25 protein-coding genes are annotated in these 23354 nt (G+C 64.0%); 17 read left to right on the top strand and 8 right to left on the bottom strand.

Annotation, left to right across the window (positions count from 1 at the left end; translation table 11 throughout):
- Positions 1 to 7: 7 nt before the first annotated feature.
- Entirely contained in the window at positions 8 to 1426 is a 1419-nt protein-coding gene (locus BMX59_RS17590; RefSeq protein ID WP_093123957.1) for an FAD/NAD(P)-binding protein, read from the top strand.
- On the opposite strand, the gene BMX59_RS17585 is transcribed toward BMX59_RS17590, so the two are convergent.
- The 4 genes from BMX59_RS17585 to BMX59_RS17570 are packed head-to-tail and all read right to left on the bottom strand — an operon-like array spanning position 1418 to position 6026.
- Positions 1418 to 2662 (bottom strand): efflux RND transporter periplasmic adaptor subunit, encoded by a 1245-nt coding sequence (locus tag BMX59_RS17585; RefSeq protein ID WP_093123954.1) that lies wholly within the window; start codon positions 2660 to 2662, stop codon positions 1418 to 1420. The genes BMX59_RS17590 and BMX59_RS17585 overlap by 9 nt on opposite strands.
- Positions 2652 to 4130 (bottom strand): TolC family protein, encoded by a 1479-nt coding sequence (locus BMX59_RS17580; RefSeq protein WP_071491948.1) that lies wholly within the window; start codon positions 4128 to 4130, stop codon positions 2652 to 2654. The genes BMX59_RS17585 and BMX59_RS17580 overlap by 11 nt, the downstream gene beginning before the upstream one ends.
- On the bottom strand, positions 4123 to 5322 hold the full coding sequence (locus BMX59_RS17575; RefSeq protein ID WP_093123951.1) for an ABC transporter permease: 1200 nt from the start codon (positions 5320 to 5322) through the stop codon (positions 4123 to 4125). Before BMX59_RS17575 ends, BMX59_RS17580 begins: the two co-directional genes overlap by 8 nt.
- A complete protein-coding gene (locus BMX59_RS17570; RefSeq protein WP_093123948.1) occupies positions 5319 to 6026 on the bottom strand; it encodes an ABC transporter ATP-binding protein in 708 nt (235 codons plus the stop codon). Before BMX59_RS17570 ends, BMX59_RS17575 begins: the two co-directional genes overlap by 4 nt.
- A 356-nt stretch (positions 6027 to 6382) precedes the next feature.
- Between BMX59_RS17570 and BMX59_RS17565 the strand changes: the two genes are divergently transcribed.
- Positions 6383 to 7141 carry a TetR/AcrR family transcriptional regulator gene (locus BMX59_RS17565; RefSeq protein WP_092244948.1) on the top strand — a complete coding sequence of 253 codons (759 nt, stop codon included), beginning with the start codon at positions 6383 to 6385 and terminating at the stop codon, positions 7139 to 7141.
- A 168-nt stretch (positions 7142 to 7309) separates the two neighbouring features.
- Here BMX59_RS17565 and BMX59_RS17560 read toward each other — a convergent pair whose 3' ends face one another.
- Positions 7310 to 8371 (bottom strand): FUSC family protein, encoded by a 1062-nt coding sequence (locus tag BMX59_RS17560; RefSeq protein WP_092244949.1) that lies wholly within the window; start codon positions 8369 to 8371, stop codon positions 7310 to 7312.
- A gap of 90 nt (positions 8372 to 8461) precedes the next feature.
- Complete coding sequence (locus BMX59_RS17555; RefSeq protein ID WP_093123944.1) at positions 8462 to 10078, bottom strand: NADP-dependent glyceraldehyde-3-phosphate dehydrogenase; 1617 nt, start codon at positions 10076 to 10078, stop codon at positions 8462 to 8464.
- A gap of 138 nt (positions 10079 to 10216) precedes the next feature.
- On the opposite strand from BMX59_RS17555, the gene BMX59_RS17550 reads away from it, so the two are divergent.
- Positions 10217 to 11077, top strand: a complete 861-nt coding sequence (locus BMX59_RS17550; RefSeq protein ID WP_093123941.1) for a Dyp-type peroxidase — start codon at positions 10217 to 10219, stop codon at positions 11075 to 11077.
- Here BMX59_RS17550 and BMX59_RS17545 read toward each other — a convergent pair.
- Positions 11074 to 11499, bottom strand: a complete 426-nt coding sequence (locus BMX59_RS17545; protein ID WP_093123938.1) for a winged helix-turn-helix domain-containing protein — start codon at positions 11497 to 11499, stop codon at positions 11074 to 11076. The two genes, BMX59_RS17550 and BMX59_RS17545, sit on opposite strands and share 4 nt — an antisense overlap.
- A gap of 592 nt (positions 11500 to 12091) precedes the next feature.
- Here BMX59_RS17545 and BMX59_RS30495 point away from each other — a divergent pair.
- The 7 genes from BMX59_RS30495 to BMX59_RS17515 all read left to right on the top strand — a co-directional run bounded on the left by BMX59_RS30495 (position 12092) and on the right by BMX59_RS17515 (position 17760).
- The gene (locus tag BMX59_RS30495; RefSeq protein ID WP_016969018.1) at positions 12092 to 12253 is read left to right on the top strand and encodes a hypothetical protein; all 162 of its coding nucleotides are present in this window, start codon (positions 12092 to 12094) and stop codon (positions 12251 to 12253) included.
- 103 nt (positions 12254 to 12356) lie between these two features.
- Entirely contained in the window at positions 12357 to 13241 is an 885-nt protein-coding gene (locus BMX59_RS17540; protein WP_093123935.1) for a SctD/MshK family protein, read from the top strand.
- Between the two features lie 26 nt (positions 13242 to 13267).
- Positions 13268 to 13624 (top strand): hypothetical protein, encoded by a 357-nt coding sequence (locus BMX59_RS17535; protein WP_093123932.1) that lies wholly within the window; start codon positions 13268 to 13270, stop codon positions 13622 to 13624.
- Positions 13624 to 13959, top strand: coding sequence for a tetratricopeptide repeat protein (locus tag BMX59_RS17530; protein WP_071491939.1), 336 nt, complete (start codon positions 13624 to 13626; stop codon positions 13957 to 13959). Before BMX59_RS17535 ends, BMX59_RS17530 begins: the two co-directional genes overlap by 1 nt.
- On the top strand, positions 13956 to 16088 hold the full coding sequence (gene sctV, locus BMX59_RS17525) for a type III secretion system export apparatus subunit SctV (protein WP_092244961.1): 2133 nt from the start codon (positions 13956 to 13958) through the stop codon (positions 16086 to 16088). Before BMX59_RS17530 ends, sctV begins: the two co-directional genes overlap by 4 nt.
- Positions 16085 to 17365 carry a type II and III secretion system protein family protein gene (locus tag BMX59_RS17520; protein ID WP_093123928.1) on the top strand — a complete coding sequence of 427 codons (1281 nt, stop codon included), beginning with the start codon at positions 16085 to 16087 and terminating at the stop codon, positions 17363 to 17365. The genes sctV and BMX59_RS17520 overlap by 4 nt, the downstream gene beginning before the upstream one ends.
- A 14-nt stretch (positions 17366 to 17379) precedes the next feature.
- A complete protein-coding gene (locus tag BMX59_RS17515) occupies positions 17380 to 17760 on the top strand; it encodes a hypothetical protein (RefSeq protein ID WP_071491936.1) in 381 nt (126 codons plus the stop codon).
- A 224-nt stretch (positions 17761 to 17984) separates the two neighbouring features.
- Here BMX59_RS17515 and BMX59_RS17510 read toward each other — a convergent pair whose 3' ends face one another.
- Complete coding sequence (locus BMX59_RS17510; RefSeq protein WP_093123925.1) at positions 17985 to 18749, bottom strand: tetratricopeptide repeat protein; 765 nt, start codon at positions 18747 to 18749, stop codon at positions 17985 to 17987.
- Positions 18750 to 18797: 48 nt separating this feature from the next.
- On the opposite strand from BMX59_RS17510, the gene BMX59_RS17505 reads away from it, so the two are divergent.
- Genes BMX59_RS17505 through BMX59_RS17475 form a run of 7 tightly spaced genes read left to right on the top strand, consistent with a single transcriptional unit; the run spans position 18798 to position 23349 of the window.
- Complete coding sequence (locus BMX59_RS17505) at positions 18798 to 19361, top strand: type III secretion protein (RefSeq protein ID WP_093123922.1); 564 nt, start codon at positions 18798 to 18800, stop codon at positions 19359 to 19361.
- Positions 19362 to 19373: 12 nt separating this feature from the next.
- The gene (locus tag BMX59_RS17500) at positions 19374 to 19607 is read left to right on the top strand and encodes a hypothetical protein (RefSeq protein ID WP_092244980.1); all 234 of its coding nucleotides are present in this window, start codon (positions 19374 to 19376) and stop codon (positions 19605 to 19607) included.
- 9 nt (positions 19608 to 19616) lie between these two features.
- Positions 19617 to 20051 (top strand): hypothetical protein, encoded by a 435-nt coding sequence (locus BMX59_RS17495; protein ID WP_058425050.1) that lies wholly within the window; start codon positions 19617 to 19619, stop codon positions 20049 to 20051.
- Positions 20052 to 20055: 4 nt separating this feature from the next.
- The gene (gene sctJ / locus BMX59_RS17490; protein WP_093123916.1) at positions 20056 to 20838 is read left to right on the top strand and encodes a type III secretion system inner membrane ring lipoprotein SctJ; all 783 of its coding nucleotides are present in this window, start codon (positions 20056 to 20058) and stop codon (positions 20836 to 20838) included.
- Positions 20835 to 21449 carry a type III secretion protein gene (locus tag BMX59_RS17485; RefSeq protein ID WP_093123912.1) on the top strand — a complete coding sequence of 205 codons (615 nt, stop codon included), beginning with the start codon at positions 20835 to 20837 and terminating at the stop codon, positions 21447 to 21449. Before sctJ ends, BMX59_RS17485 begins: the two co-directional genes overlap by 4 nt.
- On the top strand, positions 21446 to 22030 hold the full coding sequence (gene sctL, locus BMX59_RS17480; RefSeq protein WP_092244989.1) for a type III secretion system stator protein SctL: 585 nt from the start codon (positions 21446 to 21448) through the stop codon (positions 22028 to 22030). The genes BMX59_RS17485 and sctL overlap by 4 nt, the downstream gene beginning before the upstream one ends.
- On the top strand, positions 22027 to 23349 hold the full coding sequence (locus BMX59_RS17475) for a FliI/YscN family ATPase (RefSeq protein ID WP_093123906.1): 1323 nt from the start codon (positions 22027 to 22029) through the stop codon (positions 23347 to 23349). Before sctL ends, BMX59_RS17475 begins: the two co-directional genes overlap by 4 nt.
- The last annotated feature ends 5 nt before the right edge of the window (positions 23350 to 23354 follow it).

Here is a 23354-nt window from a genome sequence, read left to right as displayed (position 1 = left end):
ACTTCGCATGACTGAATCCATCCGCAACGCTGATGTCCTGATCATCGGCGGCGGCCTGAGCGGCACGATGCTGGCCGTGCAACTGCTGTGCCTGCCGGGCGCGCGCCGGGTGCTGGTGATCGAACCGCGTGCCGAGCTGGGCCGGGGCGAGGCCTACAGCGCCGTCGAACTGGGCCACACCCTGAACGGCAACGCGGCGCGCATGAGTGTCGACCCGGACAACCCTGACGACCTGACCCAATGGCTCACCGACTACATCGGTGCCGGCGGCTGGCCTGAGTCCGACCAGCAACACGTGCCGATCAGCGAACTGTTCCCGCCACGCGGGATATTCGGCTTGTATGCCCAGCAACGTTTGGCCGAGGCGAAGGCGCAGTCCGCATCCAGCGTGGAGCATGTGCGCAGCGAGGTAGTCGACCTGCAAGTGGATGAAGGCTCAACCCTGCTGACCCTCGATAACGGCCAGCAACTGCGTGGCGCGTTTGCGGTACTGGCTACCGGCATGTTCCCGGCGGCGCGTACACCGCAGACTGAATCCAGCGGGCTGAACGCGGCGGCGGTGGACCCGTGGGACGTGAGCGCGATGCGCCGGATCGACCCGCAGGCGCCGGTGCTGATCATCGGTTCCGGGCTGACCATGGTCGACGCCGTGGTGTCCCTGGAACAGGCCGGGCATCGCGGGCCGATCGAGGTATTCTCGCGTCACGGCCTGCTGCCCCATGTGCGGCGGCAACCGCCGGCCTGGGGGGATTTCCTTGGGGAGGACCACCGCCTGCGCAGCCCTCGGCAGTTGCTGCGCGAGGTGCGCCGGCAATGCGCGCTTGCACGGGAGCAGGGCATCGACTGGCAGGCGCCGCTGGACACCGTGCGCGTGCATATCGCGCGCCTGTGGAGCCAGGCCAGCGAGCGCGAGAAGCGCCAGTTCGTGAGGCATGTACGGCCCTGGTGGGAGAGCCATCACCACCGCTCGCCGCCGTTGAGCGCGCAGTTGGTGGCGCGCTTGCACGAAGAGGGGCGGTTGCGGATCCGGGCGGCGTCGTTCAAGGGGTTGGAACCTTCGGGTGAAGGGGTGACGATTCGCTTGCGTTATCGCGGCGAGCAAGGCATCACCCAGGTCTCGGGCGCAGCGCTGATCAACTCCAGCGGTATCGAATACGACTGGCGCCGCGTGGCGCGGCCGCTGCCCCGGCAGTTGCTCAAGCGTGGGCTGATCCAGCCAGGGCCGCTGGCGTTGGGGATTGCGGCGGATGCGTCGGGGGCAGTGGTGGACGCCCAGGGGCAGGTCAGCCAGCGCTTGTTCGCCATGGGCCCGCCGTTGCGTGGGATGTGGTGGGAAAGCACGGCGGTGACTGATGTAGCGCTGCAAGCCAAGGCACTGGCCGCAAAGCTGATGCCCCTCCCACATAGGGTTTTCCATTTATCTTGAGGTCTTCACAAGGCCGGGTTTCAGGCCGAAGACTTCGACGCCCTGCGCGGTTGATTGCCCCGTGGTCACCTTCACCCGCTCCACCGGCTTATCCATCGTCTCCCGATACTCCACCGTGTTGTCCGCCTGGATTGCCTGGCTGGGAATCACCATCGCCTGGGCATTGTTGTAGGTCACGATGGTCAGCCGCGCACTCATCCCCAGGCGCACCCGTTGCAACTGCTGCGGCGTGAGTCTGGGGATCGACAGGGTCACCGGAAACTGCGCGCTGCCCTGGCTGTCGTTGGCAATTGCCAAGCCGCTGACCACGCTTACCGAGCCGGTCAACCGCTCGCCATCAAACCCGTCGCCCAGCACTTCCACCGCCTGGCCCTGATGCAACTGGTTGATGTCCAGCTCCGAAACCTTGGCGGTGATTTTCAGTCGTTCAATGTTCGCCAGTCCAAACAGCACCTGGCCCTGGCTGACCTTGCTGCCGGCCTGCACCGGGGCATTGTTGTTGCCGCCGCCCTGGGATGAGGTGTTGCCCGGTGGCGGCACCACGATGCCGGAGAACGGCGCCTTGACCTCCTGGCCGTCGAGCAGCTTGTGCAGGGCGTCGTATTTCACCGTGGCGTTGGTCAGCTCCATGTCGGCGATCTGGCGGTACTCGCCCTTGCCCTGGTCGATGGCCTGCTGCAGTTCGCTGCGGGCGGACGCGAGATCCAGTTGCTGCTGCTGGGTCTGTTGCCTGAGGTCATCCAGTTCATTGCGCGGGATGATGCCGCGCTTGAACAGGTTTTCGCTTTCGGTGAGTTTGCGCTGGGTGTTGCCGGCGGTCATTTCGGCGGTGCGCAGGCTGCGGCGGGCGCGGCTGACGGCGGGGCTGCTGTCCCAGTCCTGCATCTCTTGCACGGTGCGCCGAGCCTTGAGCTGGGCGGAAAGCGCTTCGCGCAATTGCACCTCCAGGGTGGCCGGGTCCATGCGCAACAGCACTTGGCCGGCCTCGACCCGCTGACCTTGCTCCACCAGGTTGGCTTGCACGTTGCCATCGAAGGGCGCGGTGAGGGTGATGGTGGTATCAGGCTCGATCTTGCCTACCAGGCCGATCCGGTGCTCCAGCGCTTCGGGTTTGACGGCGAGCCACTGTTCGCTGGCACCGCCCGGATCGGACGCCGGGCTTCGCAAGGCCAGGCCCGCACTGCCCAGCAGGACGATCAACACAGCACCCAGCAGGCGTTTCTGATTAGTAGTCATTGAGGGCGATTTCCCAACTTTCCAGCGTCATGCCCAGGGTCAGGTCGAGCTGGGTCTGGGCGTTCAAATAAGCGATCAGCGCATTCAGTTGCGCGTTTTCGGCGTTGCGCAGGTCGGTCTCGAAACTCAGTACCTGGAAGTTGGTGGAGCGTCCGGCGCTGAGTTTTTCCCGCTCGATCTCGATCTTGCGCCGCGACAATTCCACGGCGCGCTGGGAGATTTCATACTGGCGCCAGCGGGTGCCGAGGTCACGCACCACATCGTTGACGCTGCGTTCCAGTTCCTGGCGTGCATCGGTGATGCGGATGGCCTGGTCCTCCACATTCACTCGCGCGCGCACTTCGGCCTGGCGCGTGCTGATATCCCCGATGGGAATCTGCACTTGCACCCCGGCGTAGCTGTCCCAGGTACGGTTGTTGGAACGGCCGGTATCGTTGTCGGTGTTGGCGCGCACCTGGTTGGCGCCGGCCACCAGGTCCACTTGCCAGCGGCCCGAGTCCTTGGCGATCACCAGGTTGAGGTCGGCCTGCTGGCTGCCGAGCAGGGCGGCGAGGTATTCGGGTTGCTGGGTCTGCGCCAGGTTGAAGGCCTGGCGCTTATCGATCTGCATGGGCCTGGCCTCCAGGGCTTCGGTGGCGCGAATCGGCGTGGACAGGTCCAGGGCCAGCAGGCGCAGCAGCGCCAGGCGGCTGGTGTCCAGTTGGTTTTGTGCTTCTTCCACGCCCAGTTGCTGGGTGGCGATATCGGCTTCGGTCTGCACGATTTCGAATTCGGCCATGCGCCCGGCACTGATCAGCGCCTTGTTCACTTCCAGCAAGGTGCCGGAACGCTTGAGCGCATCCTGCACGATGCTCAGTTGTTCCTGGGCACGCAGCAGTTCGCGGTAGGTGGCAATGATCTGGCTGATGGTTTGCGCGACGGTGGCCTTGAGGTTCAGGCGGTTGGCCTGTTCCGACAGGCGCGACAGGCGCAGCGGCGCGGTGGTGGCGTCCCAGCCGGCACCGCGCAGCAGCGGTTGGATGATTGCCAGGTCAAGGCCGTCGCTGCGGTAGCGACCGGCGCGGTCGGCGTTGCTCAGTTGCTGGGTCCAGGCCATGCTCAGGCGCGTGCCGTACTCGCCGAGCAGGCTGGTGGCGGGCGCCACGTTGGCATTGCGCGTATTGTCGGCGGAGCCCCGGGTGCTGCGGTAGTAACTGTTGAGGGTGAGCTTGGGGTTGAACACATCTTCGGCCACGCGCAGGTCGAACTTCTGTGCCACCCGTTGCAGGTACGCGCTGCGGATCGCCGGGTTGTTGCGCAGGCCCAGGTACACCGCATCCCCGAGGGTCATGGCGGTGGTCTGGGCATTCAACGAAACGCTGCGCTCGTAGCCGCTGCGGGTGGTGCTGGGTGCCGATGGTCTGATGACCACGTCGGCGGCCATGCCGGGCAGGCTGGCGAATGCGAGCAGCCATAGCCATTTACTCATCGCGCAGGGCCTCCACTGGCTGCAACCGCGAGGCCGAGACCGCCGGGTAGATGCCGAAGAACAACCCCACCAGCAACGTGCTGCCCACCCCCAGCGGCAGGGCGGCGACCGCCAGGGCAAATTCCCAGCCCGACAGCCAGGCGTACAGCCAGGCCGCCGTCATGCCCAGCACGGCGCCACACAGGGCACCGACGGCGGTGAGGGTCACGGCTTCGAGCAGGAACAGGTTGCGGATGTCGCGCTGGCGTGCGCCGAGGGCCATGCGAATGCCGATCTCGCGACGGCGCTCCGAGACGTTCATCAGCATCACGTTCATTACCCCGACGCCACCGCCCACCAGGGAAATCGCCCCCAGGGCCAGCAGCAGATACGCAAAGGTGCGGCTTTGCCGGGTCAGGCCGTCGATCATTTGCTGGGGCACCTGGATGTCTGCATCGTGGTCGGAGAGCTGCGAGCTCAGGGCGCCAGCCACGTCCTTGGCAAGGCGTTCCATGTCCTGGCCGGGCGTGGCGCGGATGATCACGTTGCCGATCTGCGGTGTGGCATAGATGCGGCGCATGCCTTCGGCGGGGATGAACAGCGACTCGTTGGCCTGCACCGGCATCAGCATCGCCCGGGGCTGGTTGCGCAGGATGCCGATGATCAGGAACAGGTAGTCGTTGATGCGCACGCGGTCGCCCAGTTGCAGCGGGTCACCTGGCGCACCGAGCGCCTGGGCCAACTGGTCGCCGATCACGCCGTAGGTTTCATTGGCATCGAAGCTCGACAGGAAGCGCCCCTGCTGCATCACCAGGCGCATCGCGTCCTTGATGTCCGGCGTGCTGCCGACGAAGTTGGCGTTGGTGGTGCGACCGTGGAACACGATCGGCCCGCTGAACAGCGTGAGGGCGCCGATATGGGCAATCCCCGGCACGGTTTGGCGCACCGCGTCCAGGTCGAGGCGGGCAGGCATGGGGATACTGCTGCCGTCCTTGGGCGGGAACTGGGCGATCAGGGTGTCGGTGCCCATGTCCTTGAAGATCATCGCCGCGTCGGTGGCGGCGTTGTGGCCGATATTGATCAGCGCCACCACCGACGAACTGCCGATGACGATGCCCAGCAAGGCCAGGACCGAACGCTTGCCCAGCGTGCGCAGGCTGACGAACGCTTCATGCAGCAGTTGGCTGAGGCTTTGTTCGACCCGCAGGCTCATAGGCTCCCGGCCTCTTGCACCAAACCATTGCGCACCAGGATCTTGCGCTCCAGGCGCTCGGCGATATGCGGGTCGTGGGTGACGATGATCAGCGTGACTTGCTGTTCGCGGTTCAACGCCAGCAGCAGGTCCATGATCTCCTGTGCAGTGGTGCTGTCGAGGTTGCCGGTGGGTTCGTCGGCGAGGATCACCGAAGGCTTGCCCACCAGCGCCCGTGCGATGGCGACCCGTTGGCGCTGGCCGCCGGAGAGGTCGGCGGGGCGATGGTGGGCGCGGTCGACCAAGCCGACCTGATCCAGCATGAGCAAGGCCTGTTCCACCGACTCATGCCGCGACACGCCGCGATAACTCAAGGGCAGGGCGACGTTGTCCAGGGCGCTGAGGCGCGGCAGCAGGTTGAAACTCTGGAACACGAAGCCGATCTGCTGGTTGCGGATAGCCGCCAACTGGTCCGGTGTGGCGTTGAAAATATCGTGGCCGGCGAAGTGGTACTGGCCGCAATTGGGCAGGTCCAGCAGGCCGAGGATATTCAGCAGGGTACTTTTGCCCGAACCGGAGGCGCCAAGGATGCCGCAGCTGTCGCCACTGGCGATGGACAGGCACACATCATTGAGAATGGCCAGGTGTTGCCCGGCCAGCTGATAGCTTTTGCCGATGCCTTGCAGGGAGATCAAGCCTGGGTGCGTGGGGGTATCTGTCATCATGACTACGCCTGCAGTCTCGACGATGCCGTGCTGCCCCGGAAAAGCATTGTTACAAGTTCGGGAGCTGCCTGGCATGCGTCACGGACTGGTTTTATTTCTTGTTTTTAAAATATTGTTTGAATACTAACCGTGTTCCCGCTGCTTCGCCAGCCATGGATATAGAGCGGTTTCATCCTTTGAAACGATTTCCTCCAGGGGCCTCCAGGCCGCTCAAAATTCATCCGACCAGTCTCAAAGAGCCCGTGGGCGCAGGCTTTTGATCATATGGCGCAGTGTCACTACTTGCTTTCAGGCGGCGGCCCCGGTATAAAAAATCAAATTATTTTTTAAAACAATATTTCCCACGTGGAACTTCTATGGTCGCGAAGAAAGTCAGCGCTCCAAACATTACCAAGACTCGATTGCTGGATGCGACAGAGGCTCTCTTCATCAAGTACGGATATGACGCGGTTTTGTTACGGCAGATTACCGAGCGTGCCCAGGTCAACCTGGCGGCGGTGAACTACCACTTCGGGGACAAGGATTCCCTGATGCAAACCCTGCTCAAGCAGCGCCTGGAACCGCTCAACGAGCAGCGCCTGGAACTGCTGGCGCGGTGTGAGGCCGAGTCCGACGGCCCGCTGGACTGCGACACCTTGCTCGGCGTGCTGTTTGCCCCGGCCATGGGCCTGGAGCGCAGCGACCCGGCCAGTGCCAATGGGGAAGGGCGTTCGTTCATCCGTTTCCTGGGCCGGGTCTACAGCGATACGTCGCCGTTTATCCAGGAATACCTCAAGGTGCATTACCAGCCGGTGTTCCAGCGTTTCTTCGAAGCCTTCGCCCTGGCCTTGCCGGACCTGCCGCGCAATGAACTGGGGGTGCGCCTGCAATTTGCCCTCAAGGCGATTTCCGGGGTGATGGCCGGCACCGAGCTGCGCCTGCTGATGAACTCCATGAGCCTGGGCCGCCCGGCGACGGATGCCGAGGTGATGGCCAAGCTGATCACCCTGGTGTCGGCGGCGATTCGCGTGCCGCAGCAGAGCCCGGAAGCGGAAACTGCATTGGCCAAAGTGCTGGACACCCAGCGGGCCATTCGCGAACAAGCGGCAGCTCCCGCTGCCAAGGCTTCACGCTAGGTCAAATCCGATACAAAAAAAAGCCCGCTGGGGCGGCGGGCTTGATATGCAACGTTTGTAACGGATGAGGCTTCACCCTACGTTTCGGGATGTGAATAAAACGTGAAAAATATGTAAGAGAAAGTGTGAAAGTGTTGACGCTGGTAAATGCGGCAACAGGCCACCTCTCTAGATCTTCCAGCGTCCGGCAGTTTTGGCCAGGCGTTGGCGCATCGCATCCACGTTTGCCGCCAGTTGTACCGTCAACAACCGATAGCCATCCAGCGCGCTGTAGACCGGCGTATCCAGTGCTGGCTCGGTGCCTGTGATAGGGCTGGGCCGCTGCAACCGCTCCGTCACCCCCGACTTCAACGCCCGCGCCATCCCCACCAACTGCACCCGGATCTGCCGATGTTCGGTCCTCAACATCACCTGCATCCGCGCCATCGCCTGTTCATCCCGTGGATCGGGCCGGGTATTGCCAAGAATCTCCAGGGTACTGATGCACATACGCAGATGCCGCTGGATCGCGTCCAGCTCGGTCATGGAAATCCGCACTTCCTTCGACACCGACGGCATCAGCGAACGCAGTTGCACCATCGACGCATTCAAGCGGTTGAGCAGCTTGACGTGCTCATCATCGGTGACCGACTGGCCATTGATGATCCGGCTGTAGATCGCCGCACAATCGCGCAGCGCACTGGCCAGGTTGTAGCGCCACGAATACACGGCGTACAGCGGCAGGGCGAACGAAAACGCCAAGGCCAGCACAATGCCGATCAAGATATCGACGGTGCGCCATAGCCCATCGGAGATCGGGTTGTCCCCGTGGCCGGCGACGATAAACACGGTGATCGCTGACAACAGGGCGATGTAGCCGCCCTTGCCGATGGCGTGATAGGAAAAGAACCCGCACACCGCCGACATCAACAGGTAGGTCAAGAAGGGCAGGCCGAAGTAGGCCTGCTGCACCACCACCACCAAGCCGACGCTGGCGCCGATCAAGGTGCCATAGGCACGCTCCACGGCTTTCTTGCCGATATTGCCGTGGTGCTGCAAACCACCGATCACGATCAGCATGGTCACCGACGCCCACTCACCGTGGGGCAGGTTGATACCGGTGGTCAGCAGGATTGTCGCCAGCAAGCCGATGGACACGCGCACGGCGTGAATCAGCTTGGCATGGCGGTAGCGGCGGTACGGGTCGAGCAGTGGGCGCAACAGGCGCCGGGCGAAGAAGGGCAGGTTCATCGGTAGTAAAGTGGCCTCGAAATTCAGGGGGTACGCGGTCCAAATGTGGGAGGGGGCAAGCCCCCTCCCACATTTGGGTCTGTAGCGTTTTCAGAAGATGTAGTCGGTAGTCAGGAAGCTTGAATCGCGGTTACGCAATATGTCGCTGACCAGCGCCTTGTTGCTCTCCTGGAACTTGGTCGCCACCAAAGTGCGGATCGAGAACACGCGCAAGGCGTCATGTACCGACAGCGTACCCTCGGCCGAGTTCTTGCGCCCGTTGAACGGGAAGGTGTCCGGGCCGCGCTGGCACTGGGCGTTGATGTTGATACGGCCGACCTGATTGGCGAAGGCGTCCACCAGGCGCCCGACTTCCACGGCGTTGGTGCCGAAGAGGCTCAGTTGCTGACCGAAATCGGAGTCGAGCACGTACTCGATCACGGTCTCCAGGTCGCGGTAAGGCACGATCGGCACCACCGGGCCGAACTGCTCTTCGTGGTACACGCGCATCTGCGGGTTCACCGGGTACAGCACCGCCGGGTAGAAGAACGAACCGCGACTTTCACCGCCATGCTCATTCACCACCTTGGCGCCATGTTGCGCGGCATCGGCTACCAGGCTGGTGAGGTAAGCCACCTTGCCCACTTCGGGCAATGGCGTCAGCGCCACGCTGTCTTCCCACGGCATGCCGGGCTTGAGCGTGGCCAGTTTCTGGTTGAATTTCTCGATAAAACTGTCGACGACATCTTCATGCACGAAGAGGATTTTCAACGCGGTACAGCGTTGGCCGTTGAACGACAGCGAACCGGTAACGGCTTCGCTGACCGCATTGTCCAGGTCCACCTCGGGCAGCACGATGCCGGGGTTTTTCGCATCCAGGCCCAATGCCGCGCGCAGGCGGTGTGGTTTCGGGTGTAGTTTTTTCAGGTCGCTGGCGGCCTTGTTGGTGCCGATAAACGCAAAGATATCGATCTTGCCGCTGGCCATCAGCGCACTGACGGTTTCACGGCCGCTGCCGTAGATCACGTTGATCACCCCGGCCGGGAAGCTGTCGCGGAACGCCTCCAGCAACGGGCGGATCAGCAGCACGCCGAGCTTGGCCGGCTTGAACACCACGGTGTTGCCCATGATCAGCGCCGGGATCAGCGTGGTGAAGGTTTCGTTCAGCGGGTAATTGTAGGGGCCCATGCACAAGGCCACGCCCAGCGGTACGCGGCGGATCTGGCCGAGGGTGTCCTGTTCCAGCTCGAAGCGGCTGGAACGGCGGTCCAGTTCCTTGAGCGCGTTGATGGTATCGGTGATGTAGTCGCAGGTGCGGTCGAATTCTTTCTGCGAATCCTTGAGGTTCTTGCCGATCTCCCACATCAGCAGCTTGACCACCGCGTCGCGCTGTTCACGCATGCGCCGCAGGAACGCTTCGACATGCTGGATGCGCTCGGCCACGCGCATTGTCGGCCATTCGCCCTGGCCGCGGTCATAGGCACGCACGGCGGCGTCCAGGGCGGTAAGGGCGGTCTCGGCGTCCAGCAGCGGCGTGCTGCCGATATGCACGCGCTCGTCGCCAAACTGCACCGGGCTTTGCACCTTGGCCAAGGGGCCGTTCCATACCTGCAACTGGCCGTCGACCAGGTAATCACGCTGTTCAATGGGCGCTCCGAGCTGGAACTGCTCGGGAACTGCGGCGGTGGAGGCAGGAAACAGCTGGGCGAGCAGGTTGCTGGTGGTCATGGCGCTACCCCTGGAATAGTTGCAAAACATGACTAGAGAGTCACCCAACAACAGGCTCTATGGCAAGGCTTGCGCGCTTTCTTGTACGCAGGGCTGTGCCCGGCGGTTAAACTGCGCGGCTTTTCAGAAGGAGTTCACATGAGTCAGTACCAGCCGGGCATTCTTGCCGCACCGGTGCCGTTGCAGGCACGCCATCTGTTTTTTGCCGTGGAGGCCCTGGCAGCCGTACCCGCTGCGTTGGACGCACTGGTGCAACTGACCGATTCGGCGGCAGTGGTCGGTCTTGGCGAGCCGCTGGTTGCCGCACTGGGCGCACGCGTTGAAGGCTTGCGCAGTTTTCCGGCCATCAGCGGGCCGGGCGCGCATAACCCGTCCACACAGCAGGCGCTGTGGGTGTGGCTGCATGGCGTGGATCGCGGTGAACTGCTGTTGCGCAGCCGTGCATTTGAAAAGGCCCTGGCTCCGGCATTTCGCCTGGTGCAGATGACCGAAGGTTTCCGCTACAAGACCGGCTTCGACCTCACCGACTACGAAGACGGTACCGAAAACCCCCACGACGACGCGGCGGTCGACGCCGCCCTGACCGACAGCGGCGCCAGCTTCGCCGCGATCCAGCAATGGCAGCACGACCTCGATGGCTTCGCTGCGCTGCCGGCTCAGGAGCGCGACCACATCATCGGCCGCCGCCATGGCGACAACGAAGAACTCGACGACGCCCCCGAGTCCGCCCACACCAAGCGCACCGCCCAGGAAAGCTTCACCCCGGAAGCCTTCGTGGTGCGTCGCTCCATGCCCTGGGCCGAGAATGGCCAGGCGGGCCTGATGTTCCTGGCGTTCGGCCATTCCTTCGATGCGTTCGAAGCGCAACTGCGCCGCATGAGCGGTCTGGAGGACGGGATTGTCGATGGCCTGTACCGCATCAGCATCCCCTTGACCGGTGGCTACTACTGGTGCCCGCCGATCAAGGATGGTCACCTGGACCTGAGCGCCCTGGGCTAAAGCACGCCGCTGGCCACACGTTCACCGCCGCCGCCCGACGGTCTCATCGCCCGCGGGTGCGCCGCCCGCTCGAACCAGGTGGGCGCGACAAAACGATAGCCCATGCCCGATGCCGTGGCGATGTACGGCACATCGTCATCGCCTAGCGTGCGGCGCAGAGTCTTGATCTGTGTGCGCAGGTTGCATTCCTCGACCACCCGTTTCGGCCAGGCAATGTCGAGCAATTCGGTTTTCTGCAGCAATTCGCCGGGCCGCGAGGCAAGGGCGATCAGCAGGGTCAGGGCGCGGTTGCCAAGGTTTACCGGCTGGTCATGCCTGAGCAGTTGGTGGCGCTTGGGCAGCAGTCGGTAAGGGCCGAAGTGAATCTCAACGCAACCGTCGTCTTTGAGGAGAGTTGTGGGTGAATAATTCATGTCGGTCATAGATCACCTGGAAGATTTATATATAGCCGGCCTGAAAGCGAGTCCTTTGGTTATTAGTGCAGTTGCACTAGCAGGCGCGGAGGGAAGTTGCTCGCCAAGCAATTGGGTTGCTTGGGACGAGTTATCAAACGCGATGATTAAGTCGCTTCTGTTACAAATCAAAATGTCTGGGAAGTTGGGCAAAAGGCTATTAGCGAAAAATGTGAAGGGGTCGCGAAAATAAATGCCGGGTGTCGCTAGGTGGCGCGTTTCTAAAGAGGCTTATTGTTCGGCATTGTTCAGTGGGTATTAGCGGAGTGCCCGTAAACATTGGTCTTGAGCGTGTTTTTGTTTTTCTCTGAAAGTTCCATGTCACTCAGGCGATGAATTTTTTTCAACGCCAGGTTGAGCCAAACCTTTCACAGCGCGTATCTGAAACGTTTCACAAGCTTTCACAGCGAAGGCGTTTTGATCGTGAGTAGTATGGGGCCCATGCAAACCAACAACGGTTCGAAGGCGCATTGTCTGACGTTTTGGGTCTTCATCGGTTTGCATACTTTCAGCGTGCTGTTGCGCAACTGAATAACTTCCCTATCGATGCAAGGAGATGAACATGGCTGATGTCCCACCAGTAAAAGCAGGCGGCGCCGACGACGCTATCGCGAAGATGGAAGCGACCTTCAACATGGCTATCGAGAAGTCGGCCAAGATCACCGAAATCAGCACCGCGAAAAAAGCCGAGCTGGACGCCACCAAACAGCGTCCGCAGAACTGATTCGCCAAACGGGCGGCGCCGGCGCTGCCCGTTTACCTCTCAACTCCCGTTTTTATCCTGATTCTTGACCCCGTTGCACAGGCTCAAAGGGGCAAACCCGACTATGACAGCCCTGATTTCCCTGGGCCCGGTCGCCGCAACTGGCGCACCGACCCTGACGGTGACCGGCGGTTCGCATCAGGGCAGTTCCCTGGTGCTCGACCAGCCTGTCTACACCCTCGGCGCCGATCTGGCGGCTGATTTGGTGCTCAGCGATCCCGGCGTTGCCGGCCTGCACCTGCGCCTGCGTTTTGAAGGCGGCCAGGTGGCGGTCGAAGCCTTGGGCGGTGACGTATTGATCGCCGGCAATGTGCGCATTCCCCAAGGCAACGGTCATCGCGCGCGGTTGCCGGTGCAGCTGCGCATCGGCACGGCGGGGGTGAGCCTGGCAATGCCTGGCGGTGCTGAAAAACCAGTGCCCGCGCCACGCACATTGGCCCCCTGGATCGTCGCGACCGCGCTGCTGTTTATCTGTGCTGGAGCGCTGGCGTTTCGCAGTGAAGCACCACCGCAGCCGACAACCGCCGTTGCCGCCGTTGCACCGTTGAAAACACCTTCCCGCGAACAGGCCAAGGCCTGGCTGGAGCAGCAGTTGCAAGCCGCCCGACTGGATACCGTGAAGGTCAGCAACAGCAACGGCCAGCTCAGCGCCACGGGCACCTTCGAACAGTCGCAAAAACCGCAGTGGCTGGCGGTGCAGCAAGCCTTCGACCAGCGTTACGGCCAGCAGATCGTGCTCAACCCGCGCGTCGCCGTGCGGGCCGATGCGGCGGCGCCGCGCGTGCGCTTGCAGGCCGTGTGGTTCGGGCCTCATCCGTACGTGATCAACGACAGTGGCAAGCGCCTGTACCCCGGCGCGGTGCTGGCGGACAACTGGGTGCTGGAACGTATCGAAAACAACCAAGTGATCCTCGCCCGTGGCGAGGAGCGCTTCACCTTCACGTTGTGACCACGCTCTTAAGCTAAGGCCCAGGGATGAAAGTCGAACCCCGCCCGTTGATCCCCAGTGACGTACGCAGTGCGCCGGTCGAAGCCGTGCGCCCGGTCAATTCGCGCCAGGCCACCGCCTTCGAAGCGGTGCTCAAGACCCGCAAGACCCAGACCCGTCGCTCCCTGCGCAGCGACCTCGAAGAACTCACCGGCGCCGCTGGCGTCGACTCGCTGTTGTTCGGCAGTGCTCGCTCCCTGGAACTGCTGGAGCATGTGATGGAACACATCCTGCCAAGCCTGGACGCCGAGCCACACATCAAGGCACTGGCCGTCGAGCTGATCGGCGAAGAGATCGAGATGCGCCGCACCCTCGCACAGCAACGCTCGGAGGTACACGCCTGATGGCCCGCGATAACGACGACGCCGTGCAACTGCTCAAGGGCATCGGCGAGCTGTACCGGCGCAATGGCCAGTCCCAGCGCGCCCTGGTGATGCTGCTGATCGCGGTCAACGTCGCCCCCGATGACGGCGTGTTGCTGCGCTCGCTGGTGCTGGCTTTCACCGACAGCGGCGACGCGTCCCGCGCCCTCGGCGCCCTGGACCGTCTGGTGGCGCTGGAAGGCGAGTCCGCCAGCCTGTTGCTGTTGCGCGCCCGCGCCTTGTGGTACGGCGAGCGCAAGGACGACGCGCGCCAGTGCTTCAAACGCTATCTGGCTGCACGCAGGGCCGGCGCATGAGTGCGCTCAACCGCCTGAACAACCTGGCGCGCCTGGCTGCCCAGCGCACCGACGTGATCATCGTCGCATTCATGCTGATGGCGATTGTGATGATGATCATCCCGCTGCCCACCTACCTGGTGGACGCGCTGATCGGTCTCAATATCGCCCTGAGCATCCTGATCCTGATCGTGGCCTTCTACATCGGCCACTCGGTGGAGTTCTCCGCGCTGCCGCCGCTGATCCTGCTCAGCACGCTGTTTCGCCTGTCGCTGTCGATCACCACCACCCGTTTGATCCTGCTGCACGGCGACGCCGGGCATATCGTCAAGGCCTTCGGCGACTTCGTGATCGCCGGGCAAGTGGTGGTGGGCATGGTGGTGTTCCTGATCATCACCGTGGCGCAGTTCGTGGTGATCACCAAGGGTGCCGAGCGCGTGGCGGAAGTGGCCGCGCGCTTCACCCTGGACGCGATGCCCGGCAAGCAGATGAGCATCGACAACGACCTGCGCAATGGTGATATCGACCAGGCCGAAGCCCGTCGTCGCCGCTCGCGATTGGAGCGTGAAAGCCAGATGTTCGGCGCGATGGACGGCGCCATGAAGTTCGTGAAGGGCGATGCCATCGCCGGCCTGGTGATCCTGGCGGTCAACCTGCTGGGCGGCATGCTGATCGGCATGATCGAGCGCGACATGCCGTTCGGCGTGGCGGTGCACACCTACTCGTTGCTCACCGTGGGTGACGGCCTGATTGCACAGATCCCGGCGCTGCTGATTTCGGTGGCGGCGGGCACCGTGGTCACTCGCGTCAACAGCGACGGCGAAGCGGGGGACCTGGGCAGCGAGATCATCAAGCAACTGGGCGCCAGCTACCGCGCTCTGGGGTTGACCGCGTTGATCATGATCGGCGTGAGCCTGCTGCCGGGGTTTCCGACCTGGGTGTTCCTCGGCTTGTCCCTGGTGTTCGGTGGCGCGGCATTCATGATGTATCGCCGGCATCACCGCCAGCCGGAACTTGAAGTGCTGGTCGAGACGCCGGAGCCGGTGGTCGAAGTCCAGGCCGAACGGGATGACAACCTGCTGCCCGATACCCGCGTGCTGCTGACCCTCGGCAGCGGCGTGTCCCAAAGCGCGCCGCGCCAACTGCTGCGCCAACGCGTCGAAGCGCTGTGCCACGACCTGCGCACCGAACTCGGCGTGGATATACCGGTGCCGGGCATCTACATGGAAGCCAAGGCCACGCCTGGCAGTTTCCGCGTGTCCCTGGAAGGCGTGCCGGTAAGCGAAGGCGAGTTGCCGACCAACTGCCTGCTGGTGCAGGACGATCCGGTGCATGTGCAGTTGCTCGACCTCGCCACGGTGCAGGCCGATTCGCCGCTCACGGGCCGCAACGCCCACTGGGTCGAGCGCCAGCACGAAGACACGTTGCGCAACGCCGGCATCGGTTTCCTGCTGCCCGACGAGGTGTTGCGCGGTGTGCTGGAACGCAGCCTGCGCCGCTATGCCGCCGACTTTCTCGGCATCCAGGAAACCCGCCTGCTGCTGGAGCGCACCGAGGCCACCTACGGTGAACTGGTCAAGGAAGCCCTGCGCCTGGTGCCGTTGCAGCGGGTGGCCGAGACCCTGCGTTTGCTGGTGGGCGAAGGCGTGTCGATCCGCAACCAGCGCGCCTTGCTCGAAGCCATGGTGGAGTGGGGCGCCCGTGAAACCGATGCCGGGCGCCTGGCCGAGCACCTGCGCGCCGCGTTGGCACGGCAGATCAGCCATCAGTACGCCGACCGCAACCGGGTGATCGGTGCGCTGGTGCTGGCGCCGGGCCTGGAAGACCAGTTGCGCGGCTCCCTGCGTCGCCAGGAACCGCAGCGCGAGTTGATCCCCGAGGACGTCAGCCGCGCCTTGCTCGCCCAACTGCGCCAGGCGTGCGAGCACACCCGCGAGGTCAACAGCGCGGTGTTGCTGGTGCACCCGGAACTGCGCCGCAGCCTGCGCCGCCTGGTGGTGCGCGGCGAGCTGGAACTGGCGGTGCTGTCGTTCCGCGAACTGGCCACCGAGTACAACCTGCAAGCGCTGGTGACCATCAGCTTGACCGAGATTTCCAATCGCCGCGGGCCTGCCGCGGCTTCCGTCACTCCCCTGGCGTCTGCCTCATGATGCGTTTTTGTGTGTTGTTGCTGACTGTATTTTCGTGTGTGAGCCAGGCTCAGGAAATCGCCGCCGGTGCCGGAGGTTCTATCGCCCTGGCCTCCGGCGAAGGGCGCATCCTGCATTTTGTCGCCCCCGTGGACACGGTGTTGGTGGCCGAACCGAATGTGGCCGACTTGCAGGTGGTGTCACCGGGCACCCTCTACATCTTCGGCAAGGCGCCGGGCAATACCAGCCTGATCGCCCTCGGCAGTGACGGTCAGCAACTGGCGAGCCTGAGCCTGGCCGTCAGCAGCGCCAGCCAGGCGGTGACGGCGCCGATGCAGGCATTGCATCCCGGCAACGCTGCGCAGATCAGCGGCGCGGGTAACCGTCTGATCGCCAAAGGCACCGTGGGATCGGTAGCGGAAGCCACGGACTTGAACGCGCTGCTCAATCCCCAGGGGCAGGGTTTCCAGAGCGCGATCAACACCACCGAGTACGCAGGGGCCGCCCAAGTGAACTTGCGGGTGCGCTTTGCCGAAGTGTCGCGTTCGGAGTTGCTGCACTACGGCGTGAACTGGAACGCGATGTTCAACAACGGCACGTTCTCGTTCGGCCTGATCACCGGCGGGCCATTGGCCGCAGCCTCGGCGGGTGGCTTGGCCGCAGCGGGCGCAGGCTCAGGCAATGTGAATATCGACGGCATGCTCGACGCCTTGCAGGCCAACGGTGTGCTGCAGATTCTCGCCGAGCCGAACATCACCGCCATGACCGGCCAGACCGCCAGCTTCCTCGCCGGTGGCGAAGTGGCGATCCCGGTGCCGGTCAACCGCGACCTGGTGGGCATCGAATACAAGTCGTTCGGCGTGTCGCTGTTGTTCAACCCGACCCTGCTGCCCAACGGCCGCATCGCCCTGCAGGTGCGCCCGGAAGTCAGCAGCGTGGTCAGTGGCGGCACCGTGGATTTCGGCAACTTTCATGTGCCGTCCTTCAGCGTGCGCCGCGCCGATACGCGGGTGGAAGTCGGCAGCGGGCAGACCTTCGCCATCGCCGGGCTGTTCCAGCGGGAAAGCAGCCAGGACATCGAGAAACTGCCGCTGCTGGGTGACCTGCCGATCCTCGGCAACCTGTTCCGCTCCAAACGTTTCCAGCGCAATGAAACCGAGTTGGTGATCCTGATTACGCCATACCTGGTGGAGCCGGTGCGCGGTCGCACCCTCGCCACGCCCCTCGACGCACCACCGGCTACCGCAGCGACCACCGGACCGCGCAGCGGCGGGGCGTTCGGTTTCTACATGAATTGATCAGGGGGCCTGCCATGAATGTTTTACGTGTGTTGCTGCTGTTGCCCCTGGCGCTGATGGGTTGCCAGACCCACCTGGCGCCGACGTACTACTCATCCGAATACCGCGCCGATGGCTTGCCGACCCAATGCCAGCAACCCCCGGCGACGGACACCATTGGGCTGGGCGAGGATTTCAAACCGACGTTGGCGCTGGGCTGTGCGAACAATTTGAACCTGATGCAGATGGTCGAGCGCAAGCAGGACCTGACCCAAGGCCGCCCCACAGGGCCGGCCATGGCCGCGCCAGTGGGCCGCGCTGCCCAGGTGTACATCGAAGGGTTTGACCGCGAGCAATTGCAGCGGCGCAAGGATCAGCAGGAAGCCAAGGCCGATGCGGCGGGGGGCAAGCAATGAGCTGTGTTGCTTGTTGTGGCGAGCGGGCCTGTTGTGGCGAGCGGGCTTACCCCGCGTTGGGGCGCGAAGCGGCCCCTGTCAAATTCACCGCATTCCAACAGACAGTTCTCAGCGCCTGGTTTTGGGGCTGCTTCGCAGCCCAACGCGGGGCAAGCCCGCTCGCCACAATAAGTCTGCTCACCACAACAACCCTGCTCACCAAAGAAAGCTCACCTACAACAGATTCAACGCGAATCAACCAACCCCAGCTCTCGTGCCTGGGCCAGCGGATCACTGATCGCCTTGATACGCTTGGCTTCATCCACCAACCGCGCCCGTTCGGCTGCGGGAATATCGTCCAGCGGCAGCACAGCGACGCGGTCTTCATGTCCTGTCAACACCATCACCAACAACTCATTGCGCTGATGCCGCGCCAAGGCACGGGGCGATTGGGTAACGGGAGCGATGGTGTCCAACGCCTGCTGCGACTGCCCGCCCAGCGCATACGCCAGGGCCAGGTTGCAGAGGTTGTCGAGGTCGTCGGGCTTGAGGCTCAGGCTCCTGGCGAACGCGGTTTGCGCCGCAGCGGCCTGGCCATTGAGGATCTGCGCGACACCCAGGCGGGTGTACGCAACCGGCAAGCCGCTGATCCCGGCCGCCTGGCCCAGGGCGGTGACGGCGCGCTGAGTCTTGCCCACTTGCAATTGCGCGGTGCCCAGGCCGAGCAGGGCTTCGGCATTGCGGGCGTCGAACCCCAGGGCCTGCTGGAAGGCGCGCTCGGCGCCCGCCGCATCCTTGGCGTCGAGCCTGGCCTGGCCGAGCTTGAGCCACAGCTCGATACCCGCGCCGGGTTGCTGCGCCGCTCGCTCGTACAGCGCTGCCGCACTGGCGTAGTCGCCGCGCTGGCTCAGGTCATTGGCCAGTTGCAGGGACTTGTCGGCATCGGTCGCAGGTGGGTGGGCGCAGGCGGTCAGCAGCAGGGTACTGGCGAGCAGAAATCTAGGGGTCATCGTCACAACTCGTCTGGCGAAGGCGGAGGCCATGTAAGCATATTTTTGATGGCTGTCCTATGCCTGTTCAGCGCCAGTTTCGCCCACGCTGCCCAAGAGCCTGACTGGTTCTCCCAACCCTACGCCTACGTGCTGGTGGACCAGGACGTGCGCAGTGCCCTGGAAGAATTCGGGCACAACCTCGATGTGCCGCTGGTGCTCTCCGACAAGGTCCGCGGCAAGGCCCGCAGCACGATTCGCACGGCCACCGCCGGGGAGTTCCTGCAAACCCTGTGCAGCACCAACGGCCTCACCTGGTACTTCGACGGCAACCTCTTGTACCTCAACGCCAGCGATGAAATCAGCACCAGGCTCTTCAAGGCCAGTGCCCTGGACCTCGACCAGTTGCAGGCCTACCTCGGCAACCTCGATGTGTTCGGCCAGCAGTTGTCCATGCGCAACGGCCCCGAGGGCGATGAAGTGTTCGTGTCCGGGCCACCGCCGTACCTGGCGCTGGTGCAGCAGCATGTCGATCACCTGCAACCCAAGGTCACCGCCGCCCCGGTGGCGCGCGAGCGCGGTGTGCGGGTATTCCGTGGCGCCCAAGTCAGTACCGAAACCCCAACCCAGTAAAGGAGCAGCACCATGTCCGTAACGGCCGTAGACAGCAATCTCGCCCCTGGTGGCGCCAGCCCTGAAGCCAGGTTCAACGCGGCGGTGGATAACGCCAAGGCCGCCGATAAGCCCGCCGAGCCCACCGACGCCGAACTCACCGATTCGTTCATCACCCAGGCGGTCACTTACGGCGGCCAGTTCATCATCATGCCGAAGATGCAGGAACTGCTGAACGACGCCATGTCCGATGACGACGAAGAGTAGGAAGCCCCTATGACTATCAGTCTCGCCGCCGGCGCTTCGGCGTTGCCGCCGTCTGCCGGCGCGGGGCCCGCCGGGGCCTCGCAGAACCTGTTCGAGCACATGGCCAACACCGCCAAGGGCATGCCCGAAGGCGCCAGCCCGCACCAGATCGGCTCGGGCCTGATGGAGCGCATGAACAGTTTCATCGACCGTACGCGGGCGTTTTCCGAGCGCGCCGACCTGCTCACCAATAATCCTTCGGCACCGCCGCCGGCCCAGGCAGAAATCCGCACCGCCAGTGCTTCGCCCCAGGGTGAACCCGGGAAAAAAGTCGGCGAGCAACAGGTCGACCAGATCGTCCACTCCCTGGGCAAGATGTTCGATTACTCCATCGAAACCCAGATGGTGGTGCGCGGTGCGACGCAGATTTCCGGGTCCGCCAACACGCTGCTCAAGGGGCAATAACATCATGCCAAGCCCAAACCGTGCGCTGCGCCTGTTGCTGATTGGCCTGCTCGCCGGCCTGTTGCAGGCGTGCAACACCGACCTCTACACCAACCTCAGCGAGCGCGACGCCAACGCCATGGTCGCGGTACTGCTGCGCGGTGGCGTCCCGGCCGAGCGCAAGGCCCAGGACAACGGCCAGCTCAAGGTGGTGGTCGATGAGTCACGCTTTGCCGAAGCCATGACCCTGCTCGACAACGCCGGCCTGCCGCAGCAGAGTTTTTCCAACATGGGCGAGGTGTTCAAGGGCAATGGCCTGGTGTCGTCGCCAGTGCAGGAGCGGGCGCAGATGATCTATGCGCTCAGCGAAGAGCTTTCGCATTCGGTGTCGCAGATCGACGGCATCGTCGCTGCCCGCGTGCACGTGGTGCTGCCGGACAACGACCTGCTCAAGCGCGTGATCTCGCCGTCATCGGCCTCGGTACTGGTGCGTTACGACCCGGGCACCGACATCAATACGCTGATCCCGCAGATCAAGACCCTGGTCGCCAACGGTATTTCCGGGCTGAGTTACGACGGCGTTTCGGTGACGGCGATCAAGGCCGCCGTCGCCATCAGCCAGAACCCGGCGCAACCGCGCCTGGCGCGCTTCATGGGCCTGTGGCTGCTGGAAGACAACCTGGCCCAGGCGCGGCTGATGTTCGGGGCCTTGTTGCTGATCGCACTCGGTGCGGTGGGTGTGCTCGCCCGTCAGCAGTGGGCACGTCGTCAGTCCCAGGCGTTGTATGTGCTCAAGGAGGGTGAATGAGTTTGTTCGAACGCTGGCAGGGGCTGATTGCGGAGCCGCTGCGGTTTGTGCGCGGGCCGAGCCTGGGTGCATGTTTTGCCGATGAATTGCCAGACGCCGTGCTGCAGGCGATGCAGGGCCAGCCACGCTTTCGCCAGCGCCTGGAGCAGTTGCTGGTCAGCCATTATCAACTGGCACCCATGGCGCAATTGACCACGCCAATGGCGGCGGACTTGGCGGTGCTGTTGCTGTCGCCGGCACAGTTTGCCCGCTTGCCGAGGTTGTGCGGCGCCATCTGGCACGCCCCGACCCTGAGCCGCGAGATCCGTCGCGAGGTGGTTAACGAATTGCGCGAAGGCCTGGGCGCTGAGGTCTTCGTGAGTGCCCTGGCCTTGCGCCAACTCGGTGGTGCGGCGGATCTGCTGCGCGAGCCGGTCGAGTTGGTCGACGCCGTCGACCGCGATGGCCAAGGCTGTGTCGCGGCCTGGCTGCACGCCCAGCACGCCGACTGGCAGGGCTGGCTGCGTTTGCGCTTTGCCTTTCCCCAGGGCCACGGCGCCCGTGTACCGCGCGACCTGGAAATCGTCCAGGCCGCCGCTGCGTGCCTGCTGGCCGAGGAGATCACGCCATGAGTGAACTGCCAAGCCGTCCCACCGCCCGCATCCTGCGCGCCGAAGACGCCGCGTTGTGGAGCGATGGCTTTGCCTTCCTGCAAGCGGCCAAGGCGCAGGCCGAGCAGATCCGCGCCGACAGCGAGCAATGGCTGAGCAGTGCCCGCGCAGAGGGCTTTGAAAGTGCCCGGCAAGCCGGCGCTGAACAGGTGGCGCAACTGCTGCTCGCTACCCAAGCCCAGGTGCAGCATTACTTGAGCAGTCTGGAAACGTCCCTGGTCGACCTGGCCCTGGGTATCGTGCATGAAGTGCTGGGGGAGTTGGACAACGCCGAGCGTGTGGTGCGCAGTACCCGCCAGGCGTTGAGTGCGTTTCGCCAGGACCAGGCCCTGACCTTGTGGGTGCCGCCGGCGGACGTGGATGCCCTGCGCCAACGCCTCAAGCTGGAGGGATTGGCGATTGCGGTGGATGCGGATGAACAGCTGAGCGCCGGACAGGCTCGCCTGAACAGCCCGGCCGGCTCCGTGGAGCTGGGCCTCGACGCCCAATTGCAGAACCTGCGTCGCAGCCTGCTGCCCTTTGCCGAAGAGGGCCTGGCATGAACCTGGAACAGCTGCTGCCACGCCTCTGCGAGCGCCTGGCCCAGGCGCGCCCGCGGCCGATGCACGGCACCGTGCTGAGCATTCGCGGTGTATTGCTGCGCGCCAGTGTGGCCGGGGCGAGCATCGGTGAGCTGTGCCAGCTGCGCGACCCCGGCAGCGCCCGCAGCCTGAGCGCCGAGGTGATCGGTTTTGACGGTGACGAGGCCATCCTGTCGCCCATCGGCTCCATGGAAGGCCTGTCCACGCGCACCCAAATCACCGCCACCGGCGAGACCCTGGGCGTGGCCGTCGGGGATGCGCAGCTCGGCCGGGTCATCAGCCCCATGGGCGATTTCCTCGACGGCGACGGCATGCCGCCGACCGTGGCCTTGCAGCACTACCCGCTGCACGCTGAACCCCCGGCAGCGTTTTCGCGACAGTTGATCGTGCGTTCCATGGCCCTGGGCATTCGCTCCATCGATGGCCTGCTGACCCTGGCCCAGGGCCAACGCATGGGCATCTTTGGTGAGCCCGGTGTGGGCAAGTCGTCGCTGCTCGCCAGCATCATCCGCAACAGCGAAGCCGATGTGATCGTGATCGGCCTGATCGGCGAGCGGGGCCGCGAAGTGCGCGAATTGCTCGATGTGCAGCTCGACGCCCAGGCGCGTGCGCGCACGGTGGCAGTGGTTGCCACTTCGGATCGCCCGGCGGCCGAGCGGGTGCGTGCGGCGTTTGTCGCCACCACCCTGGCCGAGTACCACCGCGACCAGGGCCGCAACGTATTGCTGTTGATGGACAGCCTCACGCGTTTCGCCCGGGCCCAGCGCGAGATCGGCCTGGCGGTGGGCGAGCCGCCAACCCGGCGCGGTTATCCGCCGTCGTTCTTTTCGGCCTTGCCGCGTTTGCTGGAACGCGCCGGCCCCGGGCCCACCGGCAGCATTACCGCGCTGTACACCGTGCTGACCGAGGGTGATGCCGCCAGCGATCCGGTGGCCGAAGAGGCCCGTTCGATCCTCGACGGGCATATCGCCTTGAGTGCCGAGTTGGCCCAGCGCAACTACTTTCCGGCGGTGGATGTGTTGCGCAGTCGCAGCCGTTTGATGGAGCAGGTCGCCGGTGAAGAGCACAAGCGGCTGGCGATGCGCATGCGTGAATTGATGGCGCGGTATGGCGAGATCGAAATGCTGATCCGCGTGGGGGAGTACTCCGCCGGCAGCGATCCTTTGGCCGATGAAGCGATCAACCGCCACGCCGCTATCGAAGCCTTCCTGCGCCAGAACGCGGGTGAGCCGAGCAACCTGGAACAGACCCTGGCCCACATGCGCCGGGTACTGGCATGAACAAG

The organism is Pseudomonas sp. NFR09 (genome assembly GCF_900111535.1).
Lineage (GTDB): Bacteria > Pseudomonadota > Gammaproteobacteria > Pseudomonadales > Pseudomonadaceae > Aquipseudomonas > Aquipseudomonas extremorientalis.
This window is presented reverse-complemented; position numbering and strand designations above follow the sequence as displayed.